The following is a 14,204-nucleotide window of genomic DNA, read 5'->3' on the forward strand; positions in this document are numbered from 1 at the left end:
GCGTGAAGTGGCCCAGTTCCAGGCGATCGCTGGTGGCGGTGGACTGCGGGGCCCGCTCGGTCCGGGCGGTGCAATTGGCGTTTGGGGAGGAGCTCCCGACCGTCGTACACTGGCTCAACACCGAGAGCCGTTTACCCGTGTCATCGCCCACCCCAGCGGAAACCGCCGGTGCGAACAACGCGACGGACGCATCCGTGAGACTGGCCGGAATCGAGCAGTTCGAGACCCGTCGGGCGGGTCTTGTGGTCGGATCATCGGAAGTCGAGTACTGCCTGCTCACCGTCCCGGGGGCGGTGTGGTCGCAGGATCCGGCCACCCTGGCCGACGCGATCCGCTGGGAAGTCGGAAGGCGGCTCAGCTGCCCCATCGACGAAGCCGAACTCAGCGCATGGCCTTTGCCCGCTCCGATGGGTGGCGGATCCAACGCCATGGCCGTGGCCGCCCAGCGCCCCGGCATCGTCACCGCGATCGGATCGCTCGATTCGGAACACATGGACTGCGAGTGGGTCGAGCCGGCCGCTCTTGCCCTGGTCAGGGCATGCCGGGCGTCGGCCTTGTGCGAACAGGACGAAATCTGGGGCGTGCTCGACCTGGGCCATACCGGTAACCGGCTCTATGTGGCGGTGGATTCTACGCCCGTGTTTGCCCGGAGCGTCCGTGGCGGCGGGCACGGCTGGACGCAGCTGATCGCCAAGGAACTGCGCGTCGAGCCCGCTCTCGCGGAGGACTACAAGCGAAAGAGCGGTATCGGCACCGACATCCGTGGGTGCCGCACCTCACCCAGCTCGATGGAGCGACTGAACGAAGCGGCCTTGCCCGGCGTCCTACTGTCGATCCTCCGCGGGCCGCTCACGGATATGCTCGCCGATGTCGAACGGGCGTTCCGGTTCGTCATGGAACAGTATCCGCGGCGTCAGGCCGGTGCCCTGGTTCTCGTCGGCGGCGGCTCGAGGATGCCGGGCCTGGCCGACTGGCTGACCCGGGAATTGGGCGTCAAGGCCGCCCCGGCTGGATCGAACGGCGTCCTCAAGGTGACCCCGTCGCATCCCATATCCCGAACGGAAATCTACTCGGTCATGGCCGGCTGCCTGGGAATGGCCCTGGGGGAGGGACCGCCATGACCGCCCGAGTCAACCTCCTGCCCGCCCAGTTCCGGCGTCGTCGCCGCGATCGCCGTCGTCGCCGCCTGTGGATCAGCGCCTGCCTGGTGGTGATAGGTGCTCAGCTCGTGGTATTCCTGCTCATGAGCGACCGGGTCCGCGAGGTCGAGCGACAACGCGCCCAGGCAGTCAGGCTGGCCAAGCTACTCGAACAGGAGAAGACGGATCGCAAGACCGTTCAGATTGAGGCCGCGGCCATGGCTCGCGAAGTCCGGGCGGCGGAGCGGCTCCGCGAGAAGCACTGCTGGAGCCGGTGGCTCGGCAACCTCGGCCTGATTGTGCCCGATCGCGTCGTGCTGACCAGCATCCAGACCGACCCGCCCAAGTACGTGGATTCTCCGGCCTTCGAGATCAGGACCGCCGCCAGCAAACAGAAACCTGCGGCGGCATCCGGCGTGTCGGCCATGCGGATCGCCGGCAACGCCGTCGAGCACCGCGATCTGCTGGCCTTGCTGGAGGCCATCAACGGGACCCATTTGTTCCAGACCGTGCGGCTGGAGGAGGCAAGAAGGGGCAAGCCTGGCCAGCAGGAAGGTGTGAGCTTTCGCGTGACTTGCGAGTGGTAGGAGTCGGCCGTGAAGATCGGACGAGTCAATCTGGGTCTGGTGGACACGATCGGAGCGACGGCAGTGGCCGTCGTGGCGATCGCCGGCACTACCCTCCTCCTCACCGGGCCGATCCGCGAGGCCCGCGGGCTCTGGCAAGCCCAGTCGACGTGTGCCCACGTGGTCCGGGAACTCGACGCCCTCCGTAGCGAGACGAGTCGTTTCCGCGCCGAGGCCGACGCCGCCCGCCGGCAACTCGCGTCTATCGGCGGAGGCCTGCCCGGGGCCAACCAGGTCGAACGCTACCTCGCTCACGTGACCACCCTCGCTTCCGCCCAGGGGATTACCGTCGATTCCCTCGTCCCGACCCCGCCGCGCGAACGGGAGGACCACCGCGAGATCCATGTGTTCTTCACCGGCCGGGGGACGTTTCCAGCTTTCCACCGGCTCTTGCGCGGCATCGAGAGGGAATTGGACTACGCGGATGTAACCCACCTGTCGGTCTCCGCCCTCGGTTCATCCGACGGCCCGGATTGCCAGATGGAATGGTCGCTGCGGATTCGTACCAGTCGTGAAGGCCAGGTGATGGTCAAGGCGGTGTCGCATGCTGTCGCCCCGTAAGAAGTACATCTACGGCACCATCTTCGGGCTCGCCTGCATCGGCTTCGCCGTCGATCGCATCATCGGTCCCGGACCAGAGGAGGCCGGAGCCCGAGAGGCCGCGGCGGGGCCCGCGAAGGCGGCTGCCCCCTCGTCCGCCGCCACCGCGGCCGGGGGTACCAAGTCACCGCCCGCTCCAAGCGAAGCCGCCGCCGCTGCGGAACCCATCAGCCCGGCGGCCCAGAGAATCAGGAACCTGCCGGAGATCACCGAGGTGCGCGATCTGTTTCGGCCGACGGCCACCGAACCGGCATTGTCGGAGACCGAGCAGGCCCGCGAACAGGATGCGGAGCTCGACGAGGTCGCCGCCTTCGTGACTGCGCATCGCCTGGAAGGAACCTTCAACGACGGCAGGAACCGCATGGCAATGGTCAACGGCCGCGCCCTGCGACCAGGGCAGGTGCTGGACGGTTTCCGGCTGGAAAAGGTCGAGCCTTATCGGGCCGTCTTTCGAAACAGAGATCGCGAGGCCGTTCTGACCATGTCCCAAGACAGTCCGAGAATGCAGCAGAAAAGATAGCGGAATCGCCCGTCGTTTTTCCGATGACGTTCTTTTTAAGCCTCGCAGTGCGGCAACCGATAGCACGGATGTCCCCGGTAGAGGGGTCAATTTGTGAGTCGCATTGCCGGCAAAGGATGGAGTACCACCGTGTACGCGAACAAGAACGAGAGCCGAACGGGTTTCAGTCTTGTCGAGCTGGTCATCGTCATTGTGATTATCGGCGTCATCGCCGCGATCGCGATCCCGCGAGTGAGCCGCGGAGCGCGTGGCGCCGGCGACTCCGCCCTGCGTTCCGACCTGGCGGTGCTGCGCAATGCCATCGAGCTCTACGCCTCGGAGCACAACGGGGTCTTCCCCGGCGCTAACGCCGCGGGTGGCAGCTTCGGCGCCGCGGAGACCGCCGACGCCTTCAAGAACCAGTTGCTCATGTATTCCGATGCCAACGGCGCTGTGGCCGAGACCAAGGACACCACTCACGTGTATGGGCCTTATATCCGCAAACAGATCCCCGCCCTGCCTACAGGCACTAACCGCGGCAGCAACGAGGTGACCATCACTGCATCGACCCCGGCGGCTGGCGGTACAACCGGTTGGGTTTACTGCCACAAGACCGGGGAAATCATCGCCAACTGTGCCGATACCGAGAAGGACGAATCCGACAAGCAGTACAACCAGTACTAGGTCAGGGCAATCCGGCCTATTCCTTTGAGCATTGCGTTTCCCGGCGGCAGCGGCACGATGACGTGTGGCTGCCGCCTTCGTTCGGGTGACCGACCATGGCCAGGACGAGAACCAGTCAGCCTATGCGATCGCGGCGCTATGCATTCAGCCTTATCGAGTTGAGCGTCGCTTCCAGCTTAACCGTCATCGTCATGCTCGCCGTCGGCGGAGCCCTGCACCTGATGACCCGCGGGGCCGCGGGCATCCAGGCATCCTCCCAACTGAACGCCGATGCCTCTGTCGCCATGGCCCGCATGCGCCGCGAACTCGGGGCCGCCGTCACCGTCACCAGTCTCACCCCCACCCACATCGAATTCACCCATCCCGATGTCGACGACGACGGGGCCGACGACCTCATCATCTATGACTGGCCGGGCGTCGCCGGCAGCTCGATCACCCGACAGGTCGCCGGCGGTACCGCCGTGCCCATCGTCGAAAACGTCAGCGAGTTCTCCATGACCTCGACCTGCTCCACCGTGGCTTTGCCCGGCGAAACCAGCGATCTGACCGGTGAGGTCGTGCTCGCATCGCACGAGGCCATTCCATCGGGCTCGACCGGATCGTTCGGAGCCGGGCCGATGTCCTCTTCCTCATGGCGAGGCGAGGGATTCAGCGTGTCAGCGGACGACCTCGAGTCGTACAGCATCACCAGGGCCAAAGTGTACCTGAAAGGCACGGGTCTCACGGGTACGCTCTACCTGTCAATCCGCAGTGCCTCGACAAATATCACCTATGAGACGGAGACTCTTTCCCTGAGCTCATTGTCCTCGGCTGAGTATCTCTGGTACGAGTTCACGTTTTCCAGCCTCACCGCGATGAGCCCCGGCACGACCTATTCACTCATCGCCTATACGAACACCAGCTCAATCGGGGCTAATTTCGGGCGCGACGAGTACGACACCAATCCCGTGGGCAGCGACTACTACAAGTACTCCACCACCAGCGGCCTCACTTGGTCAGCCGACTCCGACCGCGATTGCCGTTACATCCTGTACGGCCAGCTGAAGTACGACTCGCCGCAGGAAGGTCAGGCCAGCACCCGCAAGTACCTGACCGGCTTGACTCTTCGGTTCAAACTCGCCCAAGACACCAACATCGCCGAGATGACCTCCGGCGCGTCCTGTCTCAATCGTCCGGAGATCACCGGCTTGTAGGAGTGGAGGCAATGTCGGCTCGACTTCAACTCGGGTTCGGCTACATCGAGGCCGTGGTCAGTGTCGCGGTCATCGGTACCACGGTGGCCATGGCTCTGCACACCTTCGGATCCTTCGCCAGGGGCGCCCTATTCGATCGTGAGACCGCGATCGCTACCGAGCTGGCCGCCCAGTTGGCCGCGGAGATCCGCCCCCAGGCGTTCGAGGACCCCGGTTCAACCATCGTCTTCGGTCCGGAGACCGACGAGACCGACGGCACCCGCCAGGACTTCGACGACGTCGACGACTACAACGGCTGGACGGCTACTCCACCCCAGCGGCGCGATGGCACGCCCATGGGCGAGTACCCGAACTTCAGCCAGAACGTCGTCGTGGAGTTCGACGGCTCGACGGATTTGAAGAAGATCACCGTGACCATCGCCAAGGACGGTAAGGCACGGGCGGAACTCCACTTGTTGAGGGCCCGACATGACGCGGACGCGCGGTGATCGTCTCAAGCGAGCTCGACGTACCGCTCGTCGGGGTGTGGCCGTGTACATCCTGGTGCTCGGCGTCGCCACCATCCTGGCCATGACCGGCTTCACGCTCCTGTCCGTGGCTCGCGCGAATCACCGAATCCACGACAGCCTGCAGAAATCGCTCCAGGCCCAGTGTGTCGCCCAGGCGGGTATCGAGAAGGCGTTCAACTACATGTATGCCAACCCCACGTGGCGGCAGACCATGCCCAACGGCAACTGGTTTACTAACCAGGCTTTTGGCGCGGGCGAGTATGCGGTCAGGGCCACCGACTCCGACGGCAGTCTCGCGGACGACGAGGGCGATGCCTTGACTCTGACCAGCAGCGGCAGGGTCGGCGATGCCGCACACAAGGTGAAAGTGACTCTGGCTCCTCGGCCGCATCCCGCCCTGGCTTTCGCCGCATTCGGGTATTACCAGGCGGGCGTTCGCACAAACGCGGTGATTCAGGGACCCATGCGGTCCAATGGCAGCATGTGGAGCGACGGTAACCTCGATCCCGGGGGCAATGCGTTTTTCGAATCGCTTCAGGGAGCCTACATCAATTCCGCCCTGACGCCCTCCAGGTACGCCTCGACGTCAATGAGCTATCCACAGCCGAGCCTGTCCTCCTACCTATCGCTGGCGACACCCGTCACTGGCACAACGGGTGCAACGGCCAAGCTGAGCAAGTACGTTCTGACGCCGACCCGCAATTCGGAGTCTTCCGCGAACGTAAATGCCAATGGCATCTACTCCCTCGACTGCTCGAATCGAGCGGTGGTCATCGAGAAACTGCGCCTCAAAGGGACACTCATTATCCATAACACTTCGCAGACAGTGACCTTCCAGCACCAGCTGCTGATCGAGCCGAGTGGGTATTCCTTTCCCTCCATCCTGATCTTCACCAATCAGAGCAATGTCGAGTTCAACCTCGACCAGGCGACATTCTCGGAGTCGAGCGATTCGATGGACTACAACGAAGACGGTGACAAGACGGATTCGCCGGCTTCGTCCTTGAAGGGTATTGTATGGACCGACGGTTCGTATATCACGATTCACCGCTCCAGCGCGGGCGTCACGGGGTGCATCATCGGAGGCGGCATCGAGGTCCACGATAGAGCTGTGATTGACGACGACCCCCAACTCGCCCAGGTCATGATTCCCGGCTTCATCGATACCAGCATGAAGGTCATCCCTGGTTCGTGGCGGGAGGAGGAGCCGTGAGCCGGGTACTGAGGTGGAGCTCGTTGCGGTTTGGTTTTGCGAGAGCCTTCAGATCGGAGAGCTGCCGGCCGGGGGGCTTTTCGCTGATCGAGGCGGTCGTGGTCATGGCCATCATGGCCGTGCTCTCGGCCATCGCCATCCCCAGGTTCGCCAACGCGCTTCAGGGCAAGGCGGTCGACCTGGCCGCCCGGCGGCTGGCCACCGACTTGCGCCTGGCCCAGGTTCAGGCCATCAAGACGGTCCAGCAGCAGAGCGTCACCTTCAGCGTGCTGGCCAACTCCTATACGCTGGTCGACATGCCCCATCCGGATCATCCGTCTGCGATCTACACGGTCAAACTCGGCGAGCCGCCCTACGAAGGCGCCGCCATCGCGTCCTTCGACTTCGGCGGCCCGGACACCCTCATCTTCGACCGATTCGGCGGGCCTTCCTCGCCGGGGACCGTGGTGATCGTCCTCGGGGGACGCCAGAAGACGGTCCGCGTCGGGGCAGGCGCCGGCCGCATCACCATCGAATGACGCCGGCGAGCCCTACTTCCGCCACAACGCCTGGTAGCCCAGATGCATCATCAGATGATCGAGCAGAACCAGGGCGGTGAAGGCCTCCGCCACCGGCCAGATCCGGGCAACCAGCGTGGGATCTCTGCGGGTCACCGCCTTCAGCACCGTCTCTTCCCTGGACACCTTGTCGATCGTGTGCTGGTCCTTGCTGATCGTCGGCGTGGGCTTGACCGTGAGCCGGACGATGAGCGTCTGGCCTGTGGTCAGCCCCCCAGTGAGACCGCCGGCCTTGTTGCTCCCGAAGTAGACCTTCCCGTCCCTGGCGAAGAGCTGATCGTTGCACTGCGAGCCGGTCATGTCCTTGACCTGAACGCCGGCCCCGATCTCAACCGCCTTGACCGCCCCGATGCTCAGCATCCGCCCGAGTTCGCCGTCCAGCTTCTTGAAGACCGGCTCGCCCATGCCGGCCGGCAGACCGGTGGCCTGGACCTCGACCACGCCGCCGCTCGAGTCGCCCGCCTTCTTGATCGCCACGATGCGGTCGAACATCTCGTCGGCAGCCGCCAGGTCGGGGCAGAAAAGCTGGGGATGAACGCCGTACTCCGCCCGCACCTCATCCTCGTTCATCGGGATCTGCGGAAAACGCTCGATGAGATCCTCGACTTCCTTGAGCACCGGGAGCTTCTCGAGAAAACGCATGCCCGGCTTGATCCGGCCGGCCTTGTAGACGTGATTCCAGATCGGGTCGTGAACCTTGCGCACCCGCCGGTAAGCCTCCGCCCGGGCCCGGATCTCCTCGATCGGCATGTCCGGGGCAACCACCCCGGCGGCCTCCTTCACGTACCCGGTGACCTCGATGCCATGATTGGCCAAGACTCGCTTGGCGACCACGCCCGCGGCCACGATCGTCGAAGTATACCGCCCGCTGAAAATGCCCGCCCCGATCGCATCGTCCCAGTGGTCGTACTTCATGTAAGAGGCGTAAGAGGCGTGACCCGGCCGCGGTGTCCGGTTCGTGGACTGGTACTGCTCGATGTGCTCGAAGTGCCGGTCCAGGTTCGGAATGAGAATGACCATCGGGGTGCCGTTCGTGTACCCGGCGTTGGTGAAACCCGGCATCGTGTCCGCCGCGTTCACCCCATTGTAGATGATCGGAATGTCCGGCTCGCGCCGCGGCGAGGTGAGATCGCCTTGCCCGGGTTTGCGGATCAACAGGTCCTCGTAGATCTGCTCCTCGGTCACCAGAAGCCCCGGCGGCACGCCCTGTAGATGGATGGTCAGACCCTCCTGGTAGGAACCGCCCGCCACCGTGGTCCGGAACATCGTACCCAGATCGCAACCCAGCATGATTCGGCCTCCCTCGGCTCAAATGCGCAAGCCCGATACCAATGCCATAATACTCGATGCGAACGCGCTTCCACCAGCGTTCCGTATCGCCCTTCACGCGTTCGCCTCGGCGCCGGCTTCGATCGTGCCAATGTCGCGAAGATGGTGAATATCGCCCCAGGTGCCCAGCTTCCACGCTCCCTGGCAGACAAAGAACGTGTTGATCGTGGCGTTGAACAGCCGGTAGCTGAGGGGAATCGCCAAGTCGATACCCAGCGCTCGGCGAAGCAGGCCGTTCAGGACACCGCCGTGGGTCACGATCAACACCCGTTCGCCGGCGTGCCTGGCCGCAATCTCGTTGACGCAGTTCACGGTGCGCTCGTACCGCTGCCGGCCGCTCTCGCCGCCGGGGACCGCGTGATCGGGGTCGCCCGAGACGAACCGGCGGTGATCGTCGGGAAACCGCTCCAGGATCTCGGACATGGTCAGCCCCTGGAAAACCCCCAGCTTGCGTTCTCGCAGCCGCGAGTCGGTCACGATCGCCAGGCCGGTGGTCCGGGCGATGGGCTCCGCCGTCTGGAAGGCCCGGCCCAGATCGCTGCTGTACAACCCGCCAAACCGCTCCTGGCCAAGCCGCCGGGCGATGGCCTCCGCCTGACGCACACCCAGCAGACTCAGGCCGCTGTCCAGGTGGCCCTGAAGGCGGCCTTCGACGTTCCACCGCGTCTCTCCGTGACGCACGACGATCAGTTCGGTCATGGGCTTGTGGTTCATGGCGCTGCCGGGAACGGTCAACCGTCCGGCTCCAGGCGCAAGGCAGCCCCGAGACCGGTCATGCACCCCAAGAACGTGGGGAAAGTCACTTCCATGGCCTCCGCCGTGCTGATCCGCGTCTCGCCGGCGATGGCCGTGGCCGCAACCGCCAAGGCCATGACCACGCGATGATCGCCATGGCCTTCCACGCTCGCCCCGCGAAGATCACTCTGTTCGATGATCAGGCCGTCCGGCCGTTCCGTGATCCGGGCGCCCATCTTCGCCAGTTCACGCCTCATGACCGCGATCCGGTCGGTCTCTTTGAGTCGGGCCTGGGGCACGTTGACCAGCACGGTGCGCCCCTGGGCGAAGCAGCCGACCACGGCCATCATCGGCAGGGCGTCAGGCGTGGCGTTCATGTCGATCTCGCAGCCGGTCAGCCGGCCCGGGCGCACGCGGACACCCCGAGGTCCGATCTCGATGTTGGCTCCCATCGCCCGCAGGTAATCGACCACCGCCTTGTCGCCCTGCGTGTCGCCGAAGTCCAGCCCCTCGACGAGCACGTCGTTGTCGCCCAGCACGCCGGCGGCCAGGAAGAACGTGGCCGAGGAGAAGTCGGCCGGCACGCGAGCGTCAAACGCCCGGTAGCCCTGTCCGCCGGGGATGCGAAACCACCTCAGTCCGTCCCGCTCCAGGCGAATCCCGCAGCGATCCAGCCAGGCCAGGGTGATGTGGACGTAGGGCTGCTCGTTCAGCAGCGGAACGTCGATTTCGCAGGCCCCATCCGCCAGCGGGCAGTTGATCAGCAGGCTGGAGAGGTACTGGCTGGTCACCGCTTCAATGCGGGTCTTGCCGCCGCGGAGGCGGCCACGGGCCACGACCGGGGCGCAGCCGTTGTTGAGCGTGCTGCAGACGTCGGCCCCTAGGTCGGTCAGGGACTGGGCCAACGGCCCGATCGGCCGGCGGCGGATCTGGTCGTCACCGGTGAATACCGCGGCCTGCTCCAGCAGCAGGGCGGCCGAACCCAAGGCCATTCGCAGCGTGGTCCCGGAGTTGCGGACATCGATGACATTGGCCGGCGCAATCGGTCGACCCCCCGTGCCTCGGATGAGCCATCGCCCCGGCGACGTCTCGATGGTCGCGCCCAGCGCCCGGTAGGCGTCGATCGCCGCCAGCGTGTCCGCGGAGTCCAACCCGGCTTCAATCCGGCTCTCGCCGTCGGCCAGGGCCGCCAGGCACACCGCTCGGATCGAATGCGACTTCGAGCCGGGAATCGCGACCGTCCCTTTGAGGCGGGATGCCTCGCCAACCAGTCTCATGTCAATCCTGCGTCCTTTCAGCCTCGCTCGAAGGGGATATGAAGGGCCGCCAGGACCTCGTCCGCAAGCTCGGCTGGCGATCGGTGCCGGGTGTCCATCACCACATCCGCCCACCGGGCATACAGCGGCTCGCGTACGGCCAGAGCCTTGGTCACGACCTCAAGGCCACGGCTTGGGTCCGCCGGGGGACGGTTCACCAACCGCTCCTTGTCCCCCAGAATCCGCCGCCAGAGCACTTCCGCCGGGGCGGTGAACCAGACGATCCTGCCGTTGCGTTTGAGTGCCGCCGGATTGGACGCCCGGAGCACGACGCCGCCACCGGTGCTGATGACCTGTCGGTCACGCCGGGCCACTTCCGCCACCACCTCGCTCTCCAGGTCGCGAAAGGCCTGCTCCGCACCATCGGAGAACAGATCCCGGATCGTGGCCCCCGTCCCTTCCTCGATGAGCGCATCGGTGTCCACGAAAGACCACCCGAGCCGCGATGCGAGTAGCCGCCCAACAGTCGTCTTCCCGCAGCCGCGATACCCGATCAGGACAAGGTTCATTACTGAATCGAGTTTGACCCGGTGTTGCTGCCGTACATCAGGTACATCTCGCCGGAATCGATGCGCCGCTGGCTGGGCTCGAGCGGGTTGATGTAGTCCGCCTTGCTGACGCCGAGCATGATGTCGTCGAAACCGTCGCTGTTGATGTCACCGGCGGCAGAGACGAAGTCGATCGGAGCCTCTTCCGCGGTATCCGCGGCGTATGGGCTGACGAAAATGATGCCCGGCAGTGAGGCGGTGCCGACCTGGTCGAGGTTGAAGCTCTGATTGCGGAGGTGCGGCCCGCCAAAGATCAGGTAGGCCACGCCGTGCCGTCGGATGCCGTCCACCGTGCGGTACTCGTCGGACGCGCAGATCAGGAGGTCATCCATGTTGTCGCCGTTGAAGTCGCCGACATTGCTGATCACTGAACCGGCGTGCCCGCCCGGCTGCGTGCCGTAGAACCGGACGCCCGGAAGCTGGGCCGTGGCGATCTGGTCGACACTGAAGATGTTCTCCCCGGTGAGCCGGCGGCCGCCAAAGACAATCCCGATGAAACCCGAGTCCGTGCCCCCGGGCCCATCGGCATACTGGGCGCTGAGCCCGATGTCCGGCAAACCGTCCTGGTTCATGTCGCCGACAATGGCCTGCATCGAGCCAAATCCGTCATCCTGACGCGTCCCCCAGATCTCCATCCGCGGCGGGTTGAGGGTCTGCAGATCGACAGTCGGCCAATCGGGCCGCCCGAAGATCACGTACACGATACCGGCGCGCTGAATGCCGTTACGGCTGGCTCCGGGCGCCCCGCACAGAATGTCCTGGCTGCCATCCAGGTTATAGTCGCCCGCCGCCGCACCGTAACCCAGATGGTCGCCCGCCGCCTTGCCGATAATCGCCGTGTAGGTGGGAAACCAGTAGGTTCGGCCGCACGCCGGGCAGTCTCCGACCTTGTCATAGACGGGAATGGATTGGCTGTTGTTGGGAATCTGCGTGATGTCCGTCATGTTGATGAAATCGTTGTTGGGCGTGACCACGACGTTACCGCGCCCGCCCCAGGCGTTGGGCGCCGAGATCAGCACCGTCGTGCCGAATCGCGAGGCCGCGGCGCTCAGCCCGCCGCCGCTGATAGCCATGGGCGGCATGGTCCGGACCGTCTCGCCGAACTGATTGTCAGGAATGATCGATGACGGCGTGACCGTCTGACTGGTGTTCAGAACCACTTCCTCGTCTGTGTACCACGCACCGCGGAACCGGGCTCCAAACCAGCCGGCGCCGTCGATCCGATCACTTCCGCACCTGTCCAGCGCGAGCACGCTGGGAAACGACGAACTCGCCAGGTCGTAGGCGGCGGTGTCGTTGTTGTCGCTGGCGATGAGAAACGCGTATCCGCCATCGATCGGGGTCGACCTGGTCACATCGAGATCGTTGGTGCAGTCACCGAACTCGCGATAGTCATACCCGGTCATGGCATCGCCGAGAACCTCGCCGCAGGAAGGATCGTTCGTCTCCGGGTTCGGCAGGTAGTCGAAGTTGCAGGAAGGCATGTTGTTCTCCCCGCAGCAGTCGCAAGGGTCGTCGTCGTGGTCCTCGGGAAAAACCTCCACGTGCGGCACGCCCAGCATGAAGTCCGGCCGGCCGTCGCCGGTGACGTCTCCCATTCGGCACGCGGAGGTGATCCCCGTGGTGCCGGATGTGGCCGGCATGTAGAACATCGCCCCCGGATAGGTCGTCGTGATGCTGTTGAGGGGGACTTCACTCCCGAACTTCTGGGCGTTGGCCAGACCCATGATCAGGTGGGCCATCCCGACGTTGCCGATCTCGTAACCCCGACCGTAGCGGCTCACAATGACGAAGTCATCCACGCCGTCGTTGTTGATGTCGCCGACATCGGTGCCGCCGGAGCCGGCTTGGTCACCGGCGTTGAAACCCAGAAACCGCGTGCCGGTGACGGTCCGTCCAACCTTTCCGAGGTCAATGGTGCCGGCGCCCATCCCGGTGATGCTGATGGTGCCCGGAGCATACGCGTTGACCGGCAGATTGACATGGTCCCACTCCAGGCCACGCACGTAGTAGGGGCTGCCGTCATCCCGCAGAGGAATAATGCCCACATCAATCGACAGGGTGAAACTGCTCGGGCCGGTCAGCTGGTTGACCATGACCGGGTTGCCTTGATTGTCCAACACCGGGTTGCCCTGGGCGTCCGTCAGCGGGACCTGAATGATCAGCCCGCAGCCGTTGTCCTTGCCGCAGCTCAGGATGATGACCTTATCCAGCGTCAGCGCCGTCGGGACTTCGGTGAAAATGTCCTCCAGCGGTGCCGGGTAGCTGCCCGCGGCGCACATGCGAGTGAACACGGTCTGGCGATCGCCCAGACCGTTGGTCAGGAAGTAGTCGACAACGCCGTCGATATCGTTCGTCGGGTCGTTGTCGTAGTCGAGCATCAGCACAATGTCAGGTTTGGTCGACGGGGTCTTGCCGTCGGCGTCCGGGTCGTTGCCGCAGTACTGGATCGCGACCGTGTCACCCTGAGCGGCGCCGAGGTTGATGGCCGGCTCCGGCATGCTGATCGTGGGAGCCATGTTCCCCGGCAACAGACCGTGGCCGTAAAGCAGGATCCGCCCGGTCGCGGTCACCAGCATGTCCGGGTTGGTGCCATCCGTGACTTTGGCCACGATACGGTAGGTTGCAGCCTGCAGATTGAACAGGCCGGTGTTGAGCAGGAACGACCCGACGTTGCCCTGGTCGCTGGCCAGGGCCAGGGGCATCACCACCAGCTCGTTGCCGTTACCGTAGATGTTGTCGGGATCAAGCAGGAGAGTGATGGCCGCAGTGGCCGCCAGGTCCTGTTCAGTCCACTGAACCAGCATCGAGTCGCCAATCTCAATGCTGACATCCGAAAGCGGGTTGGTGAAGACCAGTCGCGGTGACGTCGAGGAGCCGCCCCCCGTGGTGTCGTCGCCAGTCGTCCATCCGCCGGTAGACCAGGTGCCGCCAATGGGCACGACACGGCCAGGCGTTGCGGTCGGGCAACCCTGTCCGACAACCATGGGCAGAGACAGCAGGAGGCCGATCGCCGTGATTGTGCCAATGCCGAGGCTCTTGCGATATCCCGCCATGCGCAACGCATCCTTTTGCTCGTGCTGTGGTTTCATTCCCAGGCAGACAAACACCCCCGCGCGCCCTCTGCCCGCCGAAGGTGGCCTGCCGCCTGTTTTGACCCGCAAGATCCACAAGCACAACCTCTTGCGGGCCGGCGTATTCTACGGAATAGGCAAGAGTCCGGTCAAGGTGGCACCTTGGAGCCCGATCCAGGCCT

Annotated in this window: 14 protein-coding genes; 9 read left to right on the top strand and 5 right to left on the bottom strand. The window is 64.6% G+C overall.

Annotated elements, in window-relative coordinates; genetic code table 11:
* Positions 1–2 precede the first annotated feature (2 nt).
* The 9 genes from KA354_01410 (at position 3) to KA354_01450 (ending at position 6,981) form a co-directional block, all read left to right on the top strand.
* Positions 3–1,121, top strand: coding sequence for a hypothetical protein (locus KA354_01410; protein MBP7933279.1), 1,119 nt, complete (start codon positions 3–5; stop codon positions 1,119–1,121).
* Entirely contained in the window at positions 1,118–1,726 is a 609-nt protein-coding gene (locus KA354_01415) for a PilN domain-containing protein (protein MBP7933280.1), read from the top strand. Before KA354_01410 ends, KA354_01415 begins: the two co-directional genes overlap by 4 nt.
* A gap of 9 nt (positions 1,727–1,735) precedes the next feature.
* Complete coding sequence (locus KA354_01420) at positions 1,736–2,326, top strand: hypothetical protein (protein ID MBP7933281.1); 591 nt, start codon at positions 1,736–1,738, stop codon at positions 2,324–2,326.
* A complete protein-coding gene (locus KA354_01425) occupies positions 2,310–2,885 on the top strand; it encodes a hypothetical protein (protein ID MBP7933282.1) in 576 nt (191 codons plus the stop codon). Before KA354_01420 ends, KA354_01425 begins: the two co-directional genes overlap by 17 nt.
* 129 nt (positions 2,886–3,014) lie before the next feature.
* Positions 3,015–3,548, top strand: coding sequence for a prepilin-type N-terminal cleavage/methylation domain-containing protein (locus tag KA354_01430; GenBank protein MBP7933283.1), 534 nt, complete (start codon positions 3,015–3,017; stop codon positions 3,546–3,548).
* A 95-nt stretch (positions 3,549–3,643) separates the two neighbouring features.
* Entirely contained in the window at positions 3,644–4,741 is a 1,098-nt protein-coding gene (locus KA354_01435) for a hypothetical protein (protein ID MBP7933284.1), read from the top strand.
* Between the two features lie 11 nt (positions 4,742–4,752).
* Positions 4,753–5,229 carry a hypothetical protein gene (locus KA354_01440; GenBank protein MBP7933285.1) on the top strand — a complete coding sequence of 159 codons (477 nt, stop codon included), beginning with the start codon at positions 4,753–4,755 and terminating at the stop codon, positions 5,227–5,229.
* The gene (locus KA354_01445) at positions 5,210–6,463 is read left to right on the top strand and encodes a hypothetical protein (GenBank protein ID MBP7933286.1); all 1,254 of its coding nucleotides are present in this window, start codon (positions 5,210–5,212) and stop codon (positions 6,461–6,463) included. The genes KA354_01440 and KA354_01445 overlap by 20 nt, the downstream gene beginning before the upstream one ends.
* Positions 6,460–6,981: a type II secretion system protein gene (locus KA354_01450; GenBank protein MBP7933287.1), complete on the top strand. Its 522-nt coding sequence runs from the start codon at positions 6,460–6,462 to the stop codon at positions 6,979–6,981. Before KA354_01445 ends, KA354_01450 begins: the two co-directional genes overlap by 4 nt.
* Before the next feature lie 12 nt (positions 6,982–6,993).
* Here KA354_01450 and KA354_01455 read toward each other — a convergent pair whose 3' ends face one another.
* The 5 genes from KA354_01455 to KA354_01475 all read right to left on the bottom strand — a co-directional run bounded on the left by KA354_01455 (position 6,994) and on the right by KA354_01475 (position 14,004).
* Positions 6,994–8,310, bottom strand: coding sequence for a chorismate synthase (locus KA354_01455; protein ID MBP7933288.1), 1,317 nt, complete (start codon positions 8,308–8,310; stop codon positions 6,994–6,996).
* A gap of 93 nt (positions 8,311–8,403) precedes the next feature.
* Positions 8,404–9,048, bottom strand: coding sequence for a histidine phosphatase family protein (locus tag KA354_01460; GenBank protein MBP7933289.1), 645 nt, complete (start codon positions 9,046–9,048; stop codon positions 8,404–8,406).
* A 32-nt stretch (positions 9,049–9,080) separates the two neighbouring features.
* Positions 9,081–10,361, bottom strand: a complete 1,281-nt coding sequence (gene aroA / locus KA354_01465) for a 3-phosphoshikimate 1-carboxyvinyltransferase (protein MBP7933290.1) — start codon at positions 10,359–10,361, stop codon at positions 9,081–9,083.
* Positions 10,362–10,378: 17 nt separating this feature from the next.
* Positions 10,379–10,909: a shikimate kinase gene (locus KA354_01470; protein ID MBP7933291.1), complete on the bottom strand. Its 531-nt coding sequence runs from the start codon at positions 10,907–10,909 to the stop codon at positions 10,379–10,381.
* On the bottom strand, positions 10,909–14,004 hold the full coding sequence (locus KA354_01475) for an FG-GAP repeat protein (protein ID MBP7933292.1): 3,096 nt from the start codon (positions 14,002–14,004) through the stop codon (positions 10,909–10,911). The genes KA354_01470 and KA354_01475 overlap by 1 nt, the downstream gene beginning before the upstream one ends.
* Positions 14,005–14,204: the final 200 nt, after the last annotated feature.

It is taken from the genome of Phycisphaerae bacterium, assembly GCA_018003015.1.
Taxonomy (GTDB): domain Bacteria; phylum Planctomycetota; class Phycisphaerae; order UBA1845; family PWPN01; genus JAGNEZ01.

Coding starts and splice junctions, on each gene's coding strand:
- KA354_01415 (MBP7933280.1), top strand. CDS start 1,118: ATGACCGCCCGAGTCAACCTCCTGCCCGCCCAGTTCCGGCGTCGTCGC.
- KA354_01425 (MBP7933282.1), top strand. CDS start 2,310: ATGCTGTCGCCCCGTAAGAAGTACATCTACGGCACCATCTTCGGGCTC.
- KA354_01435 (MBP7933284.1), top strand. CDS start 3,644: ATGGCCAGGACGAGAACCAGTCAGCCTATGCGATCGCGGCGCTATGCA.
- KA354_01440 (MBP7933285.1), top strand. CDS start 4,753: ATGTCGGCTCGACTTCAACTCGGGTTCGGCTACATCGAGGCCGTGGTC.
- KA354_01445 (MBP7933286.1), top strand. CDS start 5,210: ATGACGCGGACGCGCGGTGATCGTCTCAAGCGAGCTCGACGTACCGCT.
- KA354_01455 (MBP7933288.1), bottom strand. CDS start 8,310: ATGCTGGGTTGCGATCTGGGTACGATGTTCCGGACCACGGTGGCGGGC.
- KA354_01460 (MBP7933289.1), bottom strand. CDS start 9,048: ATGACCGAACTGATCGTCGTGCGTCACGGAGAGACGCGGTGGAACGTC.
- aroA (MBP7933290.1), bottom strand. CDS start 10,361: ATGAGACTGGTTGGCGAGGCATCCCGCCTCAAAGGGACGGTCGCGATT.
- KA354_01470 (MBP7933291.1), bottom strand. CDS start 10,909: ATGAACCTTGTCCTGATCGGGTATCGCGGCTGCGGGAAGACGACTGTT.
- KA354_01475 (MBP7933292.1), bottom strand. CDS start 14,004: ATGGCGGGATATCGCAAGAGCCTCGGCATTGGCACAATCACGGCGATC.